The organism is Mucilaginibacter sp. cycad4 (assembly GCF_034263275.1).
Taxonomy (GTDB): Bacteria; Bacteroidota; Bacteroidia; order Sphingobacteriales; family Sphingobacteriaceae; genus Mucilaginibacter.
Genome location: NZ_CP139559.1, coordinates 3,588,839 through 3,611,106 on the forward strand (window position 1 = coordinate 3,588,839; position 22,268 = coordinate 3,611,106).

At 42.9% G+C, this 22,268-nt stretch carries 22 protein-coding genes; 6 read left to right on the forward strand and 16 right to left on the reverse strand.

Annotated elements, in window-relative coordinates:
* Nucleotides 1-2: 2 nt before the first annotated feature.
* Nucleotides 3-407, reverse strand: coding sequence for a VOC family protein (locus tag SNE26_RS14425; RefSeq protein WP_321554643.1), 405 nt, complete (start codon nt 405-407; stop codon nt 3-5).
* Between the two features lie 215 nt (nt 408-622).
* The gene (locus SNE26_RS14430; protein WP_321554644.1) at nt 623-1,432 is read right to left on the reverse strand and encodes a patatin-like phospholipase family protein; all 810 of its coding nucleotides are present in this window, start codon (nt 1,430-1,432) and stop codon (nt 623-625) included.
* Between the two features lie 323 nt (nt 1,433-1,755).
* Between SNE26_RS14430 and SNE26_RS14435 the strand changes: the two genes are divergently transcribed.
* Nucleotides 1,756-3,165 carry a hypothetical protein gene (locus SNE26_RS14435; protein WP_321554645.1) on the forward strand — a complete coding sequence of 470 codons (1,410 nt, stop codon included), beginning with the start codon at nt 1,756-1,758 and terminating at the stop codon, nt 3,163-3,165.
* 167 nt (nt 3,166-3,332) lie between these two features.
* Here SNE26_RS14435 and SNE26_RS14440 read toward each other — a convergent pair whose 3' ends face one another.
* From SNE26_RS14440 to SNE26_RS14470, 7 genes are all read right to left on the reverse strand, one after another.
* A complete protein-coding gene (locus tag SNE26_RS14440; protein WP_321554646.1) occupies nt 3,333-3,989 on the reverse strand; it encodes a phosphatase PAP2 family protein in 657 nt (218 codons plus the stop codon).
* Nucleotides 3,990-4,182: 193 nt separating this feature from the next.
* Nucleotides 4,183-5,118 carry an IS3 family transposase gene (locus tag SNE26_RS14445; RefSeq protein WP_321554647.1) on the reverse strand — a complete coding sequence of 312 codons (936 nt, stop codon included), beginning with the start codon at nt 5,116-5,118 and terminating at the stop codon, nt 4,183-4,185.
* 8 nt (nt 5,119-5,126) lie between these two features.
* A complete protein-coding gene (locus SNE26_RS14450; protein WP_321554648.1) occupies nt 5,127-5,528 on the reverse strand; it encodes a hypothetical protein in 402 nt (133 codons plus the stop codon).
* Nucleotides 5,529-6,270: 742 nt separating this feature from the next.
* Nucleotides 6,271-6,831 carry an isochorismatase family protein gene (locus SNE26_RS14455; RefSeq protein WP_321554649.1) on the reverse strand — a complete coding sequence of 187 codons (561 nt, stop codon included), beginning with the start codon at nt 6,829-6,831 and terminating at the stop codon, nt 6,271-6,273.
* A 21-nt stretch (nt 6,832-6,852) separates the two neighbouring features.
* Nucleotides 6,853-7,038 (reverse strand): hypothetical protein, encoded by a 186-nt coding sequence (locus tag SNE26_RS14460; RefSeq protein ID WP_321560065.1) that lies wholly within the window; start codon nt 7,036-7,038, stop codon nt 6,853-6,855.
* A complete protein-coding gene (locus SNE26_RS14465; RefSeq protein WP_321554650.1) occupies nt 6,990-8,111 on the reverse strand; it encodes an MFS transporter in 1,122 nt (373 codons plus the stop codon). Before SNE26_RS14465 ends, SNE26_RS14460 begins: the two co-directional genes overlap by 49 nt.
* A 30-nt stretch (nt 8,112-8,141) precedes the next feature.
* Nucleotides 8,142-8,579 carry a MarR family winged helix-turn-helix transcriptional regulator gene (locus tag SNE26_RS14470; protein WP_321554651.1) on the reverse strand — a complete coding sequence of 146 codons (438 nt, stop codon included), beginning with the start codon at nt 8,577-8,579 and terminating at the stop codon, nt 8,142-8,144.
* A gap of 221 nt (nt 8,580-8,800) precedes the next feature.
* Between SNE26_RS14470 and SNE26_RS14475 the strand changes: the two genes are divergently transcribed.
* Nucleotides 8,801-9,676, forward strand: coding sequence for a glycoside hydrolase family 25 protein (locus SNE26_RS14475; RefSeq protein ID WP_321554652.1), 876 nt, complete (start codon nt 8,801-8,803; stop codon nt 9,674-9,676).
* A 400-nt stretch (nt 9,677-10,076) separates the two neighbouring features.
* Here SNE26_RS14475 and SNE26_RS14480 read toward each other — a convergent pair whose 3' ends face one another.
* Entirely contained in the window at nt 10,077-10,436 is a 360-nt protein-coding gene (locus SNE26_RS14480; RefSeq protein WP_321554653.1) for a DoxX family protein, read from the reverse strand.
* Between the two features lie 94 nt (nt 10,437-10,530).
* Here SNE26_RS14480 and SNE26_RS14485 point away from each other — a divergent pair, with 94 nt between their 5' ends.
* Nucleotides 10,531-10,926, forward strand: a complete 396-nt coding sequence (locus SNE26_RS14485; protein ID WP_321554654.1) for a helix-turn-helix domain-containing protein — start codon at nt 10,531-10,533, stop codon at nt 10,924-10,926.
* A gap of 69 nt (nt 10,927-10,995) precedes the next feature.
* On the opposite strand, the gene SNE26_RS14490 is transcribed toward SNE26_RS14485, so the two are convergent.
* From SNE26_RS14490 to SNE26_RS14500, 3 genes are all read right to left on the reverse strand, one after another.
* The gene (locus tag SNE26_RS14490; protein ID WP_321554655.1) at nt 10,996-11,178 is read right to left on the reverse strand and encodes a hypothetical protein; all 183 of its coding nucleotides are present in this window, start codon (nt 11,176-11,178) and stop codon (nt 10,996-10,998) included.
* Between the two features lie 74 nt (nt 11,179-11,252).
* Nucleotides 11,253-11,762 carry an inorganic diphosphatase gene (locus tag SNE26_RS14495; protein ID WP_321554656.1) on the reverse strand — a complete coding sequence of 170 codons (510 nt, stop codon included), beginning with the start codon at nt 11,760-11,762 and terminating at the stop codon, nt 11,253-11,255.
* Nucleotides 11,763-11,774: 12 nt separating this feature from the next.
* Nucleotides 11,775-12,560 (reverse strand): mechanosensitive ion channel family protein, encoded by a 786-nt coding sequence (locus SNE26_RS14500; RefSeq protein WP_321554657.1) that lies wholly within the window; start codon nt 12,558-12,560, stop codon nt 11,775-11,777.
* 173 nt (nt 12,561-12,733) lie between these two features.
* Between SNE26_RS14500 and SNE26_RS14505 the strand changes: the two genes are divergently transcribed.
* The gene (locus tag SNE26_RS14505; RefSeq protein ID WP_321554658.1) at nt 12,734-15,793 is read left to right on the forward strand and encodes a DUF2723 domain-containing protein; all 3,060 of its coding nucleotides are present in this window, start codon (nt 12,734-12,736) and stop codon (nt 15,791-15,793) included.
* A 62-nt stretch (nt 15,794-15,855) separates the two neighbouring features.
* Here the strand turns inward: SNE26_RS14505 and SNE26_RS14510 are convergent, their stop codons facing one another.
* From SNE26_RS14510 to SNE26_RS14520, 3 genes are all read right to left on the reverse strand, one after another.
* Nucleotides 15,856-16,758 (reverse strand): metallophosphoesterase, encoded by a 903-nt coding sequence (locus SNE26_RS14510; RefSeq protein WP_321554659.1) that lies wholly within the window; start codon nt 16,756-16,758, stop codon nt 15,856-15,858.
* Between the two features lie 212 nt (nt 16,759-16,970).
* Nucleotides 16,971-20,084, reverse strand: a complete 3,114-nt coding sequence (locus SNE26_RS14515) for a lantibiotic dehydratase (RefSeq protein ID WP_321554660.1) — start codon at nt 20,082-20,084, stop codon at nt 16,971-16,973.
* Between the two features lie 64 nt (nt 20,085-20,148).
* On the reverse strand, nt 20,149-20,316 hold the full coding sequence (locus SNE26_RS14520; protein ID WP_321554661.1) for a hypothetical protein: 168 nt from the start codon (nt 20,314-20,316) through the stop codon (nt 20,149-20,151).
* Nucleotides 20,317-20,461: 145 nt separating this feature from the next.
* Between SNE26_RS14520 and SNE26_RS14525 the strand changes: the two genes are divergently transcribed.
* Complete coding sequence (locus SNE26_RS14525; RefSeq protein WP_321554662.1) at nt 20,462-21,544, forward strand: sensor histidine kinase; 1,083 nt, start codon at nt 20,462-20,464, stop codon at nt 21,542-21,544.
* A complete protein-coding gene (locus tag SNE26_RS14530; protein WP_321554663.1) occupies nt 21,531-22,268 on the forward strand; it encodes a response regulator transcription factor in 738 nt (245 codons plus the stop codon). The genes SNE26_RS14525 and SNE26_RS14530 overlap by 14 nt, the downstream gene beginning before the upstream one ends.

Here is a 22,268-nt window from a genome sequence, read left to right on the forward strand (position 1 = left end):
AATTACCCTGCTGCATTATCCAGATCCGATTCATCGCCCGGCTCCCAAAGCTCAATGATATTCCCTTCCGGGTCAAGAACATGGACAAATTTGCCATAATCATATTCAGCAATCTCATCAATAATGGTTACGCCGTCCTTTTTTAGGTCGTTTACCAGTGCAGCGAGATTTTCTACCCGGTAATTAATCATAAAAGGCTTAGTCGAGGGATTGAAATATTTGGTATCCTGCGGAAAAGTGCACCAGGACGTGGAACCTATTTTCGACGGATCATCTGCATGCCGCCACTCAAACGTAGTTCCGTATTCACCGGAAGGCAGCCCAAGGTTTTTGGCATACCATTCGTTCATACCTTTCGGATCGTCGCATTTAAAAAATACGCCCCCAAAGCCTGTTACTTTTTTCATTTTATATGTGTTTATATGATTAAAAGGGTGATAAATATGGAAAAAATTGGCACAAATATAAAACCCAATCAACACTGGTTAATTGGCCCCTTATGTCGAACCTTTTGAGCAAGTTCCCTCTATTTTCAGACATTATCAAATCTGTTTTCAAATCTCTCAATAACGCTGATTGTAATTTTTAAGCCTCCATTTCGGTGTGGTTTCCAAAGTGGTTTTTACTTTTTTTGTGCCAGGATAACTTCTTTCAATTTTTCGTTACTCTTGATGGTTTTTAAACCTTCCTCGTAACCTATCATATAAATCTCTTCGGCCGCATCGGTATCAAAAATACCATAACCACCCAAGCCATGCGGCTCAATAATTATATCGCACAGCATTTTATGTGCATTAAGGCCCGAATTAATAGTTATCATCGCAGCCCTGTCAACCAGGCTTCCAAAGGATTTGATTTTTGTAACTACAGGCAAATGGTTACAGCAAGAGCCAATGATCAGGTCGCAATTACCTACCAATGGTTCAACCGGAAAATTATTAAGTATGCCGCCGTCAACAAACATATGGTCGTTAATAATAATGGGCCTGAAAATGCCGGGCAAACAGCATGAAGCTAAAATTGCTATGTCCAGTTCACCCTCGGTAAAATAAACCAGCTTTGCTTCCCCAATGTCAACTGCAGGAATGGTAACACGCGTTTTAAGATTTTGAAAAGAATTGTGCGGAATATATTTATTAATTAAAGTCCGGGTGTGTAAAATAGAGAGCAAACCGTTGCTGCCAAATGCAGGCCGCAACAATTTAAGCAGGCTGTTATCTTTAATGATCCGTAAAATTTCTTTGGGTGCAAACCCCTCTGCAAAAAAAGCTGCTGCAATTGACCCTGCGCTTGTGCCCGAGATATGCGAAAATTTGATACCGTGATCGGTCAGGGCCTGTATCACACCCAGATGCGATACCCCCCTTACACCACCTCCCGAAAGCACTAAGCCTATCTTTTTGGAGCCATTTTCATCAATGTTTGTATTCATTTTATATACGCTATCATTAGCCGCTAACTACGGCAGGTTATCTGAGCATTGAGGTCAATATATTACTTTTTTAATTTAAATAAGGTTAACTTTTTTTGTGTAAATCTTTTTACATTCAACAATCACCGGCATAATATCTATACACCCATTGTGCCAAATATGGCTGCTTTCGGAATTTTTTTTATGCAATTGTTCATAGCTGCAAAGAAATAGTCATTTACATACCTCTACCTCCCCCGGAAGAAATTGTGCATTTTTAAAGATTTAACAGAAAATTAATTTCATAACAAGCTATTTGGTACAATTTTTCGGCTCATTATCCGATGACAAAAAACCTTCTCCTCTTCCTGTGCCTGTTTATTGTAAAAACATTTACATCCTGCGCTCAATCGCCGGTGCTTAATGGCGTATATGTTGGGGCCGAATTATACAACACACCTTTTGACGGCATGCAGATCAATAATATCGTGATCAGTTTCAGGAACGATGGTACTTTTAACAACACATTGAACCAGCCCGATTGGAAAACAAAGGCAAGCGGTTCCTATACTGTTAAAAATAACCTTATACAGCTGACATTCAGAAATGGCGACGAGAGCAAAAAATATAAACTGGCTGCTAACGGTAACCTCGAAAGCACGGCTGGGATAAAACATACCCTGCACAAGGTAAAAAAAGTGGCTGCCATTCCCGCCGGCATGTATGAAAAAAGAAGCGCTTCCTCCAGCGGTGGAATGGGTACCGGAATGCCGGCGGTGGGTGCTTTTTCTTCTGAATTAATCTACTTTGATGGTAAAGGAAATTTTTCGACCGACCGCTCAAGTGTTGTAGGAGTAACGGGAGATGCAGCAGGCGGCACAGTTGGCGGGAAATTTGAAAAGAACGGAAAAACCAGCGGAACCTATAAACTGGGCGATGGAGAAATAACTTTAACATTTGGTAATGGCAATATTGCCAGGCAAAGCTTTTTTTACAGTCCCCCGAATGAGGAAGACCTGGTTTTGTTGAATGGCGAATTCTATTTCAGGAAGGATGATGAGAAAGAAAAGCCTGCAATTGCACAAAGAACCACCATTGGTTCAAAGACAAATACAAGTGAACCTGTAGCAACCGGCATGCCTGCGCCGGCCAGTCTGCTTACCAAACTTAGGGCACAATATGGTGGTGAAAACATTGACAAGTTAACAACTGTTAGGGAAACGGCTACGATAACAGGCAACATGCAAATCATTGCTTTAACAGATATCGCCAAGAACAGGATCCGTGCCGAAGTAAGGCAGAACGGGAAGTTGTTACTGGTAAAACAACTGGACAACAACGAAGGCTGGCAATGGATGAATGGAACAAAAAAACCTTTAACGCAGGATGAAAAAGACGAGCTAACTTTAAGCCTGTACCAGGGGATCCTGGGTTTGCATAAAAAGCTAAACAGCTCTTTCCTTACAGGCACAGTGTCGGTATCGGGGAATGATTATATCGTCACTTTTTACAGAAATAAGAGTAAGCTGGTGTACCTGGTTGGCAGTGATTATAGCCTGAAAGGGAATGCTTACTCTATTAATTCAACATCTCCTAATATTTCTATCTACAAAGATTTCACTAAAACCAATGGTATCACCTACCCTGTTACAACCGAATCATCTGACGGAAAAAGCAAGGTCACATCAAACACAACCTCAATAGAGTTTAATCCTGTTTTGACGGATGATAGCTGGAAAATGCCGGGAAGCTAAATGTATACTTATCTATTGCGGTTCCATTTAAGCCTGCGGATACGCTTCCAGTCGGTAAGTAACAGTCCAGCTAACAAATCGAGTATGGCAATCATATATCTGACAAATTGATAACTAAAGGTACCTATTAAATCATAAATTAAAAGATTTTCAGAAATCAATTACCGCTATTTTTTCAAAAACGACATAGCCGCCGCACTACCAACACCCAATGTTAGCCCGGCAGCCACATCAGTAGGATAATGAACACCGAGGTACATTCTCGAATAACTGGTAGCTCCTGCCCAAAAGAAAGATGGTGCTATCACATACCATTTAGGATAAGCCGCCGATAAAGCCGTAGCCGTAGCAAAACTTGACGAAGTATGGCCAGAAGGGAACGAGGTACCGCCCGCCCGGTAAACCGGCGTGATATTGATATTTTGAATAAATGGCCGCGGCCTCTTCACCAGGTGCTTGATCAGCAGCATAAAGCCGTATGATATGGCCGTGCTGCTGGCCACATAACCCGCGTTTTGGCGCATTTCTTTATTATTGCTTGCAATACCTCCTAATAGTAAACCCGCCGGGATCCCAATATCGCCATACAAAACATTCTTGCTCAGGAACATGAAAAAGCCCGTTTGACCGGGTGTGCGCTGATTTTGCAGATCGATCATCACACGATCGTCCCAGCGCCGGACAGCCGGGGGGATAAACGCCGGACTATTCACAGTAACCATCGCCGAATCGGCCTGGGCAGCAGCTTTATCTGTAAAGCAAAAAAGCAAGCCCTGCAAATGAACTAAAACTACCAGGAATTTAAGCGGGGAGATTTTTTTCATAGGCGATAGATACATAGTTTCTCAACTATGGCAAATCATGCTACTAATATAGCTATTCTGTATAGATTGTTTGAATGCCGGAGTGTTAATGCAGGCAATCGCTTTTAAAAAAGGAGGCACCTACGGAGCCCCAAACACTGTTTTAAAATGTGTCTCGTCCTAAAAAAAGTTTACATTTTATGAGATAGTCCTGTTATGTATTTACAAGTGTAGTGATGTCCTGTGATACGTTTACAATGTTAGTGTTTTTGCGATAATAGTTCTTCCACAATTTTTGAGGTAGCAAGCTTTTATCATGCACATGTTGGGGCGTTAGCAGACCGATACTGAAGTGTGGCCGGTGTTTGTTATACAACTCGATAGCTCTATCCAGTAATTGTTTTGCTTGTTGCTTATTCTCAGGCCGGTGATGCTTAAGATATTCTTCTTTAAGAATGCCGTTCATTCGTTCAGCAACGGCATTCTCTAATGGGTCACCGTTCTCGGTCATACTGATCTTGATGTATCTGTCCTGTAATAGCTTTACATAGCTTTCTGTGCAATATTGCACTCCCCGGTCCGAGTGATGTATAAGTGCCTCCGGCAATTGTTCAGGCAGGTCTTTTAAAGCCATTTTCAAGGCCTGTATCGTTTCGATCGTTTCTAAGGTATCAGCCAAATGATAGCCAACTACTTTGTGCGAATAAGCGTCCGTTATCAAACTGATGTACAAATGTTCTTCTTTTACTTTCCAGTAGGTGATATCGCTTACCCACAGTTGGTTAGGCCTGACGACCTCCAGGCTGCGTATGATATTCGGCCATCTGTTGAACCGGTGACCCGACCAGGTCGTCACATGCCGCCTGCGGCGTTTCTTTACTAACAGTCCATTAGCTGACAACAGGTCGAACAGTGCATCCCGTCCCATTTTAATGCCATGATCAAGCAAAAAAGGGTGCAGCTTTTCATAAAGCTTCCTGCCACCCATTGCCCGGTGGTCTTGGCGAATGCTGACAACCTCCTGCAATATAAGTGTATCCTCTATTCCAGATGCTTCTTGTTGCCAAAAGTGCTGATAATAGGCCTGACGGGTAATACCAAGTAACCGACATAATCGTACAAGGCTGATCCTTGTATACATGTCTTTCATCTCATGGATCACTTGGTATCCGACTTTTTTCGGATAGGAATATTAAGATCACGTTCAGCAATCTCGATCATACGCTTGTACATTTCACTGCGAAGCTGCTCATCTTCAAGCTGACGTTCGAGTTCTTTGATGCGTTGTTGTTCTTGCGACAAGGCACCTGTAGGCGGATCTTTATGGGGCTTCTTTGCGGGCAAGGATAGTGGTTTTACTGATGACAAATATCTGTCTTTTTCCGGAACTTCTGCATAACCTAACTTCTGCATCCAACGCGTTATGCCACTATGTATCTTGATATCATATTTCCTCAACAACGCCTTTTGACTAACACTGCCAGCCAAATACTCTTTGATAACTGAATGCTTAAATTCAAGTGAATAATGTCCTTTTCCATCAATAATGATCTTTTCCATGTAGTTTATTTTTGTGTAAACTCATTTCAGGACAAGACAGTAAACTTTTTAGGACGAGACACTTTCTTAACTCCGTAGGAGTATCATGTTTATAGCTTGAAAAGCAAAATATCAGGGCTCCGTAGGCGCCTCCTGTTTACTTTTTATTTTAAACATGATTTCCCTGAGTATTAATGGCATTAACATATCAAACACAAAAACGGTCATTGCGAATAACCACCAGGGAAGTTCCGGAAAAAGTCGTAATGAAGTTTAAAATATATTTTGGCGATGGTGCAAGGGGCTGCGTTAGGGATGGAAGCGGATACCGTCCGTCAGCTGACGGATAATGCCGGTGCGTTATGAGCGTACAGCCCGGGCCGCAGGCAACGCCCATGTTTATAAAATCGAACCAAAAATACGCTTAATAATCAGCTATTTACAATCACGCCATTATAAAAAGGTAAAAACCCGGGGTCTCTGAAGGTATAATGACATCTCTACCACGTCATGCTGAGCAGGTAAAATCCGGGGCCTCTGAAGGTGAAATGACATCTTCACCATTCGTCATGCTGAACTTGTTTCAGCACCCCACCTGCTAAGTGTACTTCATGCGGGATATTTGTCCTGTGGGGTCCCGAAACAAGTTCGGGATGACGCCTTTTTTTCAACTTGTCATGGATGTGATTTTCCCTTCACAGTCTGCCGGATTTTCACAATTCAATAGCGCCTTTTTATTTGTAATTGAAGACTATGCTCTTAACTACCCCAATTTCTCAATAATCTCAGCCGTAGTCCCAACCTCCCCTATCCTCGGGAAAATGTATTTAAAACTGTGGGCATGCGCTTCGGCAAACATATCGGTCATGGCATCGCTGGCAAAGGCTATGTTGTAGGCATACTCATTGGCCGAGCGGGCCGTAGCTTCAACACCGATACTGGTAGCTACACCTGCCAGTACAATTTGTGTGATGCCTCTTTTTTGCAGTTCTTCGTGCAAGCCTGTGTTATAAAAAGCGCCCCAGGTTTTCTTGGTGATAAAAATATCTGTTGGCTCGGTTTTTATTTCAGGGGCTATTTCGTTCCAGTCGGCCGGGAGTTCGGTCATGCTGTTTCTGTTGTTGTCGCGCCTGATTTTAAACGCGTTGCCGGTTGGCTCAACACGAACAACAACCACGGGTTTACGTGCTTTACGAAAGGCATCGACCAACTCTGCCGATTTTTCAAGGATGCCGGCCATTGGGTGCGCACATGAAAGTTGCACAATGTATTTCTGCAAGTCTATCAGTACCAGTGCTGTATTTTGATCCAATGTAGTTATCATGGTAATTTGATTGTTTAATGTTTAAGAAATAACTTCGGCAGGTTGCTGCATAGCAGCGATGGCTTTCTTTTTAAGCCTGCTGCGCCTTAAAAAACTAAAATGTATAATGCCCAAAAGCAGCGCTATCATACCTTCGGCCATAACGGTATCGGGCACGCCTATTTTTTGCGAAACCGCACCAATGAGCAAACCGCCAAGCGGCTGCATCCCAAAAAAGCCATAGCATAATAGCTGATAACCCGGCCGCGCATTTCGGGGCTTGCCGTAGTCTGGATAATGGTATTGCCAATGGTGATCTGCGACATCATACCGAAACCGATAATGGCCGAAAACAACAGCGCAACAGGATAATTATGCATGTGCGAAAACACGATCAACCCTACGCCAAATACCAGCGTATTGATAGCGAGGATCTTTTTCAGATCGGTGCCCGCACTCAGTGAGGCCAGGAAGATCCCTCCGCCAAAAGCACCGAGCCCTATCACACTATCTATTATCCCGAAGGTTGAGGCGGTACCTTTAAATATATCTTTGGCATAAACCGGGATCAGTGTACTGAAAGGCAGCACAAAAAGGCTTACCGAGGCCAGCATCAGCAGTATAAACTTAATGGTTGGGGTATTTTGGATATATTGAAAGCCTTCCTTTAAATCGGTAAGTACATTTTTGCTCCGTCTCCTTTCCGCAACTTTAGGCAGATGCATCATCAGCAACGAACCAATCACGGCTATAAAACTTACCGCGTTTGCGCCGAAACATACCGAATCGCCAAATTTTTCAAGTATCAGGCCCGCTATGCCCGGCCCTATCAGCCTTGATAAATTAACCATGGATGAGTTGAGTGCAAGTGCATTAGGCAGGTCGGCCTTGTCATTAACCATTTCATAAACCAGGGATTGGCGTGCAGGTACATCAAATGCGTTGATGAGCCCCAACAGGGCGGTTAAAGCCATGATTACCCAAACCGAGTACGAGCCAAAAAACACCAGTGCGGTAAGCAAAATTGCCTGTACCATTGATGCTACCTGTGTAACCAGCAGTACCTTAAAGCGGTTGTACCTGTCGGATACCACACCACCCAAAAACGAGAACAGGAACGAGGGGAACAGGCTGGCAAACAAGGTTAAACCAAGCATAAACTTGGAGTGTGTTTGTGAATAGATCACCCAGCTTACAGCGGTTTTCTGCATCCAGGTACCCAACAACGAAACGGATTGCCCGGCAAAATACAACCGGTAGTTGCGGCTTTTAAAAGCATTGAACGTGCTTATTTTACTCATCTATCTCTTTTCTCTTCAGTCAATTTTCAACTAATCAAACTCAACCAGTTTGGCCAGGGGAACCAGTGCCTTTTTCAGCATCTCCTGCTCCCCGGCGGTGCAGGTAGCTTCGAGGGCGCGGTTAAGCCATTCATCTTTTTCGCTCCGGGATTTATGGATGAGGTTGATCCCCTCTTCGGAAAGTGAAATGATCACCTTACGTTTATCCAGTTCGGAGATGCGCCTTTTGATCAGCCCGAGATTGAGCAGGTTACTCAGGATCTGCGACATGGATTGTGTGGTGATCTTTTCCATGGCAGCCAGCTCATTAGGCAGGATCTCTTCATGCTGAAAGATCAGCGCCATGGTTGATCGCTCGGTCAGCGAAAGCCTTTCGGCAGTGGCCGAAGTCTTCCTGATCTTTTTACTCAGCCGGCCTATGATAAACCGCAATTCGGAAGCCAGTTGGATCTCTTTTTCTTCACTCATATAATTATTCAGTTAAACTTATAAGTTTACCTTACAAATATAAAGATTGTTTTGTTAAGGGAGTGTAAAACCGAACCGGGATTTGGGTGAATTTTCCGGATTACGCAGATTTTCCAGCTAATCTTTGATTTAGAACAGGAAATTTATTTATTAAAAAAACACAAATCCCCAAAATCCGGAAAATCCACCCAAATCCCGGTTCAGATTATTATTTTTACCCCGTGCCTGCTCCTGAAAAGAAAACACCTGTAAGAAAGAAAGCGCCTGCCCGAAAAAAACCGGCAGCCAAAGCAAAACAGCAAGCTGGCTTTTCTACACAGTGGGCGGTGGCTATAGGCGCTTTGCTGCTCATCCTGCTCTCCCCCTTCTACTATGGTTACATTTTAAAATTCGGCAGCGCCACCTGGCGGTGGATCATGGACTCGGGCGAAGACACTCATTACCGGAAATACAAGAACTTTGCTATCCATATTCCCGACGGTTATTCGGTATATGGTATTGATGTGTCGTCATACCAGGGCCGCATTAACTGGAAACAGGTAAAGGCCATGCGCGAGGGCGATGTTCACATCAGCTTTGCATTTATAAAAGCCACGGAAGGCGTATTGAGTGTCGACCCCTATTTTCAGCGTAACTGGCGAGAAGCCCCGAAGGCAGGCATCATGTGTGGAGCTTATCATTTTTTTCTTCCGCAAAAAAGCGGTGTATGGCAGGCCAAATTTTTCCTGCAAACAGTAAAAACCGAAAAAGGCGACCTGCCCATGGTGGTAGACGTGGAACGATTATATCGTACCAGTCCCGAAAAAATGCGCGAACAATTGGAAAGCTTTATCAAAACCATTGAAACCCGTACGGGTATCAAGCCCATCATCTACACCAATTTAAAATTTTACCAGGATTACCTGGAAGGCTATTTTGATGGCTATACCCTTTGGATAGCCCATTATTATCAACCCAAGTTGCTCGTATCAAACAAAACGAACTGGAAATTTTGGCAACACTCAGATAAAGCACATGTTAACGGCATTAACCACGTTGTAGATTTCAATGTTTTTAAGGGTGACAGTACAGCGTTTGAAAAATTGCTGGTGCCGTAAATGATAAAAGAAAAAAATCTCTTCCCGTCATTGCGAGGTACGAAGCAATCGCGAACTAGACAGAGAGGATTTGCTTAGCCGCTCTGCTTCTTGGGGATTGCTTCGTACCTTATAATGACGTGATCGTAAATTGTTGATTATTAAGATATTTTTTCGATGCGTTTTATGATATGGGCGTTGCCGTTAGCTAACGGGCCGGTCCGCCAGCTGGCGGATGCAAGTCCTCGCCTTGCCTGCCCGCAAACCCAACCCGCGCTGTGGGCTTTACGCTGCTATCCCTAACGCGCCCCCGCCCAACATCCCTAAAGTATAGCTTGTACGTCATTACATTTTTTTTCAGGATTTTTCTGATGGTTACTCGCAATGACGTGGTGAAGACGCAAACTAAGCATCTCTCAAGTTACTGCTGTTTCTTATAATACAAAAAATACGATCCTCCCAAAATCCCTAAAAACACCAATGGCATAATACGGTTTGGTACCGGATCACCGGATACGGTATGCGCTATAAAAGCAGACACAAAAACTATGGCAAATCCTGCATAAGCCCATTCTTTTAGTCGCGCGCCTGCCGGTATTAATAATACAACAGCTCCAATAAGCTTTGCTATTGCCAGTTCAATCCTGAAGTAATCGGGGAAGCCTAAGTGGTGAAAGGCAGCTGCCATTTCGGGCTTTGTTAAATAGGAGTAGCATGAAAAAGCCATCATCAATGCTACAATAGCTGTCAATATCCAGTAAAATATCTTGGTAGTTTTCATTTGTGATTGTTTGTTTTGCGCAAACTTAATTACCTTTACTATTAAAAAGATACTACTATCCTAAAGGATACCGGTATCATTAAGGATAGCAAGTATGAATCACAAACCAATCATTCACACAAAAGAAGCCTGCAATGCCGCTGTAAACGCGGTACGTGATACCCTATATGTAGTAAACGGCAAATGGAAGTTACCCATGCTGGTAAGTTTGATGACCGGCCCTAAACGATTTAAGGAACTTCAGCGCGAGCTGGAAAGCATCACCCCTAAAGTACTTTCCAAAGAACTGCGCGACCTGGAATTAAATGGTTTTGTTAAAAGGATAGTTTATGATACCACGCCGGTAACTGTAATTTACGAACGGACAGATTATGCCGATTCTCTGAGCAATGTTATTAATGAAATGCGCGAATGGGGCATGAAACACCGCGAACATATTAAACAAATGAGCCGTGACGAAGCCGAAGCCAGAAAAGCTGTGGCAGTTTAACTTTATACACTTACTTTAAATACAAAGCGCCTTTGCCTGGTAAGCAAGGGCGCTTTTATGAATACAATATTACGCTTTTTTCTTTTCAGGATGGTGAGCACTGTCCCTGCTTGATGTTTGATCGGAACGCTGCCCGCCCGCATTACTGATACCTTTTTGTTTTTGGGCGTCATTGTGGTTGGTAAAGGCACGGTCGGCAGTTGGTTTGCCTTGTGCATTAGCATTATTCTTAAAATCCTGTTGATCTTTCATAATCGTTACATTTAAATTCAACAATGTTTATATTGTAAAACAGGCAAACATTAATTGAGTTTTATCGAATTGCCTTAAACCTGCCCATCTCCGGCAATTGCTTTATTAACAAGCTCCATAGCACCCTCTGCACCAAGGCGTTCCATCAAATTAAATTCTTTGGATTCAAGGCGGTTGTAGTTTGTAAAAAAAGCCTCTATTTGGTCGGTAAGGCTGTGCGGCAGTTGTGCGGCATCATGCAGATCGGTAAAAATTTTTGATACTACCGGCACTGCCAGCAACCTGTCGTTCCGGTAACGCCTTCCATCGGGGCCCGTTTGTTCTACCTTAAAGGCCCCTATCAGCCGGCAATCTATCACACAGCCCGGAAAAGTACTGATCTCCGATATGATTAGCACATCCAGCGGATCGCCGTCGCCTCCAACTGTATTGGGGATAAAACCAAAATCAAAAGGAAAAACCATACCTGCTGGCAGTAGCTTTTTAAGCCTGAACTGATTAGTGGCCGCATCATAATCATACTTGTGACCGCAGCCCCTGGGCGTTTCAACAATCACCGTGATCTTATTTTCTAAATTATCCATGCTATATCTGTTTTATAAACCAGGAATTTTAATCCCGGAAGCTTTTAGATCCTGCAAAATATTTTCCTGCACGCCCAGCTTTGTATCCTGGAAACCGTGGGCATGTACCCATACATTAACACCCACGCGGTAACCATCCGGATCCAACCCGGCTATACCTATCCGGCGGTCCGGAGTTTCCAATATATTTTTTGATTTATCAATAGAGGAGTTAATGACCGACTTTACTTCGTTATAATCGATATCGTTGGTAAACTTCAATTCGATATCAAGCCTGCGGGTGCCTTCTCTGCTGATGTTGATGATCACCTCGTTCGATAGTTTACCGTTAGGTATAATAACTATCCGGTTATCAAATGTTTTAACAACGGTATAAAAGATCTGGATAGCGGTAACTGTCCCTTCAAGGCCCTGGGCTATGATATTATCGCCTACAACAAAGGGTTTGAGCAGCAGAATGAGCACTCCGCTGGCAAAGTTTTGTAATGTACCCGAAAGTGCCAAACCGGCCGCCACACCAAAAGCACCTACCAGTGCAGTGAACAAAGTAATGGGCACACCCATGATCTGCACAACCCCTAATATCAGTAACACACGTAATATAACCCCTACAAGGCTTTGCAAAAATGGCTTTATGGTTGGGTCTATTTCCTTTTTTTGCATATGGGCCTGCCACCATTTCAGCAGCAGGTTAATTAGCCAGAGGCCGATGAATAAAACCACCAACCCTATCAAAAAACTGGGCGCATAACGGATCACCCAAATGTATACCTGTTCATAAAACTTTTCAATCTTCATAAAACAAATCGTTTAGCTTTCGCACAAAAAACCACCTATGCTTAACGCATATTTGGGGGAAGGGTTTGTTTTAACACCCATTTAACACTTCAATCCCTCAAGTGTTAATTATTGTTAAAAGTGTTAAATTTCAATACGTTACCAATTTTAAGCCCTAATTTGGTATTAACTATTTGAAAAAACTTTTACACTTTATCATGAGCTACAACAAGATCAACAACCTTTTGGGCTGGCTTTGTTTTACCCTTGCATCCTTAACTTACATCCTTACTTTAGAGCCCTCTGTAAGTTTTTGGGACTGCGGCGAGTTTATTTCCTGCGCCTATAAACTCCAGGTATCGCACCAGCCGGGCTACCCGCTTTTTGCCATGATAGGCAAAGCCTTCTCCCTGCTTTCCATGGGCGACAGGACAAAAGTTGCCTACTTTACCAACCTTGGTTCGGCATTGGCCAGCGGGGCCACCATTATGTTTTTATTCTGGACCATAACAGCCCTTGCCAAAAAACTGCTTACTATAAAACTTACCCCTGTTAATACAACCCAAACCTTACAAATAATGGGTGCCGGGTTAACCGGCGCCCTTGCATTTACCTTTACCGATACCTTTTGGTTTTCGGCTGTGGAAACTATTGTTTTTGCCTGGGCATCATTATGTACAGCTATAGTATTCTGGGCTATTTTAAAATGGGATGCCGTTGCCGATGAACCACGTGCCGACAGGTGGCTGGTTTTTATAGCTTATGTTATAGGCCTTTCTATCGGTATCCACCTGCTTAATTTATTAACCATACCGGCTTTGGTAATGGTTTATTATTTCCGCAGGCATAAAAACATCAATGTTAAAAGCGGGCTTTTGGCATTTGCTGTAAGCATCCTGATCCTGGCCTTTGTTCAGTTTGGCATCAGGGGATATACTATTGGCCTCGCTGCCAGGTTCGATCTGTTTTTTGTAAACTCACTTGGGCTTGGTTTTGGCAGCGGCGTTTTGTTCTTTTTCTTATTGATCATAGGCCTGCTTATTGCCGGGATCAGGTATAGCATCCGCAAGCAGAAACATCTTTTAAATATAAGCCTGCTTTGCATTGTGTTCGTTTACTTTGGTTATAGTTCTTTTGTTTACATCCCTATCAGGGCGTCGGCAGGCACCAACCTTAATAACTCGCACCCCAGCGACGCCTTTACCATGTATGAATACCTTAACCGTACCCAATATGGTGAAACACCTTTGCTGAAAGGCCCTTACTTCGATGACAAAATCACGGATGTTACCGACGGTACCCCGCTTTACCGAAAGGGCAAAAGCAAATACGAGGTAGCCTATAACAAGCCCAACTATGTTTATGACCACACCAGCATCCTGCCGCGTATGTGGTCGACAGAGGAGAATACCACCTATGCCCAGGACGCGCAATTTTACCGCGACTGGCTGCAATTGAGCGATAACGCCACCCCTGCCTTTTCGGATAATTTAAGGTGGATGTTCAGCTGGCAAATGTACCAGATGTACTGGCGCTATTTTATGTGGAATTTTGTTGGCCGCTATAACGATGACGACATGGAGGGCCAAACCAACATGAATGGCATTGGCGGCAACTGGACATCGGGCTTGTTCAATAACGCCTCCAATACACCAAAATCCATATTGAATAATGTTACTTATACCCCGCTTTATGCGCTGCCTTTAGTGGTTGGCTTGTTAGGCATGCTTTATCACTTTAAAAAAAGGAAAAAAGACGCGCTGATAATCACCCTGCTGTTTTTTTTCACAGGGCTGGCTATCGTGTTATACGTTAATCAGCCTTCGGTACAGCCGCGTGAGCGCGATTACTCATACGTTGGTTCATTTTATGCCTTTGCCATTTGGATTGGTTTAGGATTGATAGCGCTGATTGACATAGCGCCTAAAAAGATCAGTCCGCGGTTTGCCACCATTGGAGCTTTTGTTATTTGCATGATTGTTGGCCCTGTTTTACTGGCCAGTAAGGAGTGGAAAAATCACGACCGGTCAACCAAAATGGCGGCGCATGATATGGCTTACAATTACCTGATGTCCTGCCCTAAAAATGCCATTTTGTTTGATTTGGGTGATAACGACACCTACTCGCTCTGGTACGACCAGGAAGTGGAGAACATCCGGCCTGATGTACGTATCGTAAACCTGAGCCTGCTAAGCGCCGATTGGTCGGTAAAGCAAATGCAGCGCAAAATAAACCAGGCAGATGCCCTGCCTATCACCATGAACTTTGACAAATACAAACTGGGCACCCGCGATGTGATCAGGTATAATGATGCCAAAATACCGGGCTATACCGATGTGAAGGATATATTTGATTTTATCACTTCAGATGATAAACGTACCCACGTTGAATACACCAACGGTACCACCGAAAATTATTTGCCTACCAAAAACTTCAAGCTCGCGGTTAATGCCGATGACGTAATGAAAAATAAGGTGATCACGCCCGAGCAAAAAGGCTTACTTACGGATACTATAAAGTGGAAATTCACTCCTAATTATATCACCAAAGAAAACCTTGCCATGATAGATATACTGGCACATAACGACTGGAAACGCCCTATCTGCTTTACAACTTCGATCAGCCCGTCAAGTATGATCGGGTTGCAGCCTTATTTGTACCAGGAAGGTTTTGCCTACCGCCTGCTGCCTTTCAAAACAGACTCATCGTTAGCCGATCAGCTTTCAAAAACTAACAGCCTGGTGATGTACAGCAACGTGATGAACAGGTTCAAATTCGGCAATTTTAAAACGGCCAGATATCTTGATCAGCAATCAACCCAGGTATTTTATCCGCAACTGGTATCAACTTTTTCCGACCTGTCGGCAGGATTATTAAAAGATGGCCACCAAAACCTTGCACTTAATGCGCTGCACAAATACGAAGAAGTGATGCCCGATATCAACCCTAACTTTATGACTGCCCAGGGCAAAATAACAATGGCCGATACCTCTTATAAGCTTGATTATGCCAAACTGGGCAATAAGCTTATCAAAAGCGTTAACAGCTACCTTACCGATAAGCTTGATTATAACTATCATCAGTTGCAAAAGGATACAGGCAGGTTGAGCCCGCGCGACGTACAGATCAGTATGTCACTGTTAAACAACATGGTTGCTATCACCCATAACGGCAATCAAAAAGAACTAAGCGGACAATTAATTGCCCAGCTTAATGATTATGCCGAAAAGTTTAAAAGTATTCTCCAGCTCTAAACAACCAACATATATATGCTATGGGGCAGGCTATTTAATTTAGCCTGCCCCTTTTTTATACTTTAATAATTCACATACTTTTCTTCAAAAGTACCATCGGCATACAGGTCGATCAAACCGTAGCCGGGAGCTGTTTCGCGGCGGTTACCCTCCCACCAGGCACCGGAAACGGCGCCGTTGCACAGGTAAGTAACATTGTTATAAACCACCTTATCGCGCATGTGCAGGTGACCGCTTACACATAGCTTTACGTTAGGGTAGCGGTAAAACAGGTTGATGATCTTAGCTGTATCGGTATGCATATCGCCGCCCAGCATTGTCCACTTATTTACAATATCGTCCTCTATCATCAGCAAAGCAGTCAAAATCGGTATGTGCGACATGACCATCACCGGCATATTGGCATCTGTAGCTTTCAGTTCATCACTAAGCCAGTTTAACTGTTCATCGCCCAGTTTGCCAATGTACCAGGTATTATCAATATCTAAATGCACACTGTCCAGCACAATGATCTTCCAGCCGTTTTTAACCATACTGTAATAAGGCTTTACAAGCTGCAATTTGTCAAGGGCGTACTTTTTTCCGTAGATGGCCTGGCCTTTATCGTCCTCGTACCACCAGATATCATGGTTACCCAGGCAATAATGAACAGGCAGGCTGCATTCATTTTTCATGATGTTTTGCACCAGCTTCCATTGATCATTGATGGTGCCGATGTTTTCCTTGTTCATATCAAAAACAATGTCGCCGCCATTTAATACCATATCAACCTTTGGGGTTTGCTGCTGCAGGTGGTGGAGGCACCTGGTGAACCTGGCAGGGGCATCAAACTTATCCTTCAGGTGCACATCGGTAATATGGGCTATCCGCAATGATGGCTTTGCAGCCTGTGTTGTGTTGCCAAGTGCTAATGAAGGCGCCAGAAGCAGGCCGCCAATATTTTTTAATGCTGATCTTCTTTCCATAATATAAAAGCTGCCTCCCGTGTTCAGGCAATTTTGGGGTTAAAAATACATTTATAATGTTGGCGGGCCGCCGGAATTTCTGTTAAACTTTTATTAAGAAAATAATGACCAGAACATCTATATAAAACAAAAAGCCTTCCGCGTTAGCAGAAGACTTAATGAGATTTGTGTAGGGAAGGTTAAAATATTGTTTCGGGGCACTTAGCCATTATTTATTGAAGATATGGCCTGCCTGCCATGTACTCATTTACAGCCCCGGCAATGTATTTGTTGTCGTAACCCGTTTCTTTGTTTTGTAAAACTGATTTATAATAAAGCAGCAGAAAATCGTACACGCCCAGTTCGTGGACCCGTTGCCTGGTTTTAAACAAGCGGTTCATACTCATTTGAATAAGGCTGATGACAAGCAGGTTCAAATCCTGCGGAACCGTACCGGATGAAATCAGTTCCGCAAGCAGTAAAGCTGCCGGCCTGTTGTTTAAGCTCCGGTACCTGAGCAGATCGTTGCCTGCAACCGCGGCGCCTTCGGCAAAAAGGCCTTCAATCTTGTTTCGGTAATGCCTGTATTTAAAAGTCAGTTGCTTTGAAAGCAGATTATCATAATTAACTTCAGGATATGACGATGCTACAAGCAGCTCCATAAGCTCGTTTTTTTGTTCGATCTGAAAATCAAAATCATTCAATAGCCTGTCAATTGATAACAGCCCCCAAAGCCACCTCACCTCTTCAAAGTTGTCGGTCACATCCGCTCTTGATATGAGGCTGGCTATGGCAAGGCTGTCGTTAAAAAACAATTGTTCAACAAGCTCAATTGATGCTTCGCCATAGCGTTCCAGTTCGCGCTCGTAGGTATCAAACTGAACCTTCCAGATCTGCTTTGATTTAATTAAGGCCGAAAAGGAGCTGTTGATATTTTGAATTACCCTCCCCAATGCAAATACAGAAGCAAGGTGCACCCTGAAACGAATATGAGGCTCAGGATCGGCATAACGTACATAAAACCATTGGTCAATCAGGTCTTCATGGTAAAGCTTCTTGCTTAGCTGTATTAGTTCATTGCCTATTACATGCTCCGCGGTTTTAACCCCGCAATATAGTTTTACATATAACCATTCATCGCCCGGGAAAAACTGGCGTTTAGCGGCGTTTGTACTAAGCGGCCCCATACCGGTATATTTGCCGGCTATTTTTTCGCCCCGTTTTAAAACAGCAACAAACTGGTTACCAATAAACTTTTCATCCTTCTTTTTAAGCATGATGTTATTGCGTTCGCCAATGTATTCCTGTAAAATAATTTCACTCTTTTTTTTGCACGATGAAAGCCATGCCGCAACCTCAAGCCTGCTGTTGGTATGTACCACCAATTCACTCTCAATATCTGTAAAAACAAAAGCTCCGGGCAAATCCCAGTATTTAACAAATCTTGTCCATGCTTCGTTGTAATCAACAGCCAGTTCTTTTAACAGCTGCTGTAAATCAGCATTGGTCATGTACCAGGTTTTCAAGGCTAATATTACACCTTCATAAACTACCCTTGGCGTTTTGGTTACCCCAAGTTCAGGTAATATATCAAGGTTAAACCCAAGCTGGTATTTTGAATCCTGGCATTGCAAATCGGCCAGGAACCGGTACACAGGTAAGGCCGTCATGCCGTAATTATATGCTGTATTTAAGCGGGGGATAATCCGTTTGCCCAGTTTGGCCGACCGCAGCACAACGTTATTCCCTTTAACAGATATAAGCAAATCTGTTAAATTAACTTCCTGGTCACCGGCGTTTACCGGCGTTTGAAACTGGTAATCCCGGTACGGTGCAGAGGTAAAACTCCCCAAACAGTCATCAGGCGTGTGTACAATTTCGGCAACTATCGCCGGCTCATAAATACGGGCTTCCGTTTCGGCTATTTCATCAAGGATCTGGCCAAAATTTCTCTCGGCATTGGCCAAACGGCCAAACATGGCAGTACCGGCCGGCCACCCGCAATGTTCAAGATAAAGCAAGGGCTCATCATGGCCTGAAATACGGAACATTACTGAAAAACTTGGGGGCAATTCATCATCATAGGCCTTAATGCTGTCAAACTGCGACTTTTGCAAATGGATAATTTCCTGCCCGGGATTATTAACAATTTGCCCGATAAGCCACTTCACGGCACTGGTATATTGCAGATCTTCCTTATCAGCCGCAAAGCCGGATGATTCTGTATAAGAGTTTACAGCATAACCAATACCTTTTTCGGGATCAAGCGCATCTGTTAGCAAAACCTCCCGCTCATGATACCGGTTACGGAAGCGTTTTATAAATGTTTCCAGATTTTTACTTTGGCGTCGGGGTGTGATCCGGTTAAGCAGATCAATGGCATCGAGCAATTTATCCGCATAAGCTTTATCAAGCGTAGCCGAAGCCCCCTGCCTAAAATAATCAACCTGCAGCAATGTCCCCTGTGAGGCATCACCTGGCAAATCTTTCAAAATCATAGCAACCTTATTATTTTTTGTAATTACGTTATCGGTGCCGGTCAGCACCTGCTTAATGGTATTCAGTTTTGATAAATAGTTTTGTGCCTGCGCACTTTGATGTGCCAACCGGGTAAAAATGCCAATGGCCTGGTCAAGGTATTCTTCGCCCTCAATACAGGGTTCAAGCTCGCTCCACAAAACCTGGTTTTCAATCAATTGGTTCAAAAAAGCGGCGGCATCTTCCGTGTTTTTTCCAAGTGTTTGCGTTATAAATAAGCCAATCGAATTATATGTTCTGGTGTTTTCACAAAACCCGATAACCGCCTGCAGGTCATCAGATACCTTTACCGACGATGCTTTGTATTTACCACAGTTTGCAGTTTGACGGTCAATTTTACGGTAGACCCCGTTTAAGGTATACAGTGTTTTATTTGCCCTGTAACTTAACAATGCCCTCACGACACTATTATTTAAAATTTGGCGGTTCAAATTAACTGCTGCGGCAACGTTGAGCCTTACATGCCGGTAATCATCGCCAAGTTGTAAATCGGTCGTATCCCCCCAGGTAACAGGAGCGCAGCCTGCAAATAACCCCAACGGGTTGGTGCCGGTTGTGCTCCTGTTAATAAATTTGGCAAGGGTTATTTCAAGCTTCTCCAGTTTTTTTGCATCCGTAATATCATCTATATGCAAAACCGCTTCATACAAATCTTTAGAAGCAAGCCAAAGCGCCTGCATAAACAATCCATCCTTAGTAAATGCCCTAATGGTTTCCCTATCAATGGCTTCCGCACAATCAAATGCAGGAAACCTGAGCATTAGGCCTGATGAAAATTTATATTGCCCGGAAAGCTTTGCTGTTTTCATTATAGTTGCCTTTTGATGGTTCTTATTATAAAACAGACATACCCAATGTGATCTAAGCCCGCCCTTAGAACCCTGTTGAACTTGAGGTTTTTTCTGTTGTGGTTCCTGTCATAGTCATATAGAAATCTACAGCGCCACCATTTTTTCCGATGTTATTTGTAAGTGCCCGGTTTAAAATTTGCACTTGTTTAATTTGGATCTTTGGTAAAGATGCTTTGCCATAATTTTTCATACTTTTAAGCTTTTTAAATGGTGTGAATGATGATTTATCTGCCGTTATAGGATAAATGTGGCTAAGCGGATGCAGGGGAGGAAAAAATTAGTACCAATGCGCCCTTGGGGACGACCAAACCCATTAAAAGCAGGACAAAAAATTTATGACAACGAATGTAAAGCGGCCAAAATCCAGGATAAGGGTATTCTTTCAACACCTGCTTGGATGGCTTATTTATATATTATATGAAGAGGCCGTTGTCTATTTTTCTAAAATTGATATAAGCACTGTTTTTGCTTTTATTGTAAATGCCATTATATTTTATAACACCTGGAAAATTTTAAGGGCCATAAGTAAAAAGATCACTAATGTTTTTTTCCTGGCACCCGTTTTATTTGTAGTATCCACAGCTATCATTGTGATAACGGTATTGTTTAAGCTGGAAGTTGATGCGTTAATGTACCATACATCATTCCAGGTTTCGGCCGACCCTGATAAAATCTCCAGCCTTATTATGCGCACAATATATTTTGGCGGAATGGGAGCTGCATTTGGTTTTGCAAGAGAACTGATACAACGGGAACGCGAAGTTGCTCAACACAGTATAGAAAAAGCTCAGATCCTCGAACAACAGCAAAAGCTTGAAAAGAAAGCACTTCAGGCCGAACTAAATGTAATCAAATCGCAGATCAACCCGCACTTTGTATTCAACACACTCGGCTTTTTATATGCCGAAACTTATAAAAAACTCCCCGAAGTTGGGCAGTCAATTATTACGCTTTCAAACATCATGCGGCATGCGTTAACCAAGAATGAAGACGGGTTTAGCAGCCTTGAAAGTGAACTTGCCTACATCAAAGATTTCATAAAAATTCATGAAAACCGGAGTAAAGCTTTTTTTATGAAGATAAGTATCGAAAGCGGTGTTATTCCGTATAAGGTAGTATCATTGGTTTTAATTACCCTTATCGAAAACATGTTTAAGCACGGCATTTTCAATCAGAGCACAAAGGAGGCTGCTTTGAGCATTACTGTTGAAAACGGGAAACTGCATTTTTATTCGCTTAATTATAAAAACAATAACAGCGTTAACAAAATACAGTCTAACGGGATAGGGTTAAATTATATTCGCGAAAGATTAACGGATGAGTATGGCCGGGAAGGATATGAGCTATTGATCAATGAAACGCATAACAGCTATGAATGCAAACTTACCATGCCTTTAAAGTATCATGAAAGTAATTAACTGTATTATAGTTGAGGATGAACCTTACGCCATTGATATTTTAAGCGATTTTATATCAAAGGTACCTTTCATTAACCTTACCGAAACATTTACAAATCCTATTGAGGCATTATTATATTTAAAAGAATCGGCAACTGACCTCATTTTTCTTGATATAAATATGCCTGAGCTTTCGGGTATCGACCTGATTAAAATGCTGCCCAAAAGTACGGAGATCATCATAACATCGGCCTTTAGTGAATTTGCACTGGCAGGGTTTGAAAACAATGTGCTCGACTACCTGCTTAAACCATTTGCCTTCGACAGGTTTTTACAGGCTTCACAAAAAGCCCTTGATAAACTAATACTGCTTTCATTTAATAAGCCAGCCCCTGTAATTGACCTGCAGCCAAAGCCCGACTCATTTTACCTGAAAACCGATCACGGTAAAATTGTGCGCATCAACTTTGAGGATATCATTTATATAGAAGGGCTTAAAAATTACTGTTCGGTTTTTACCGAAAATGAACGGCATATCTCGCTGGTAAGCATGAAAACGTTGGTTGATACCCTGCCCCAGGAAAATTTTGCACGGACCCATAAATCATACATTATCGCTTTAAAACGCATTAAGGCCATTGACGGCAACATGGTGATCTTTGATAAGATTAAAGAAAAGATCCCGATAGGGGTTACTTACCGCGACAGTTTTTTTGCACTGCTCAATAATAAGATGTTCAAGTAA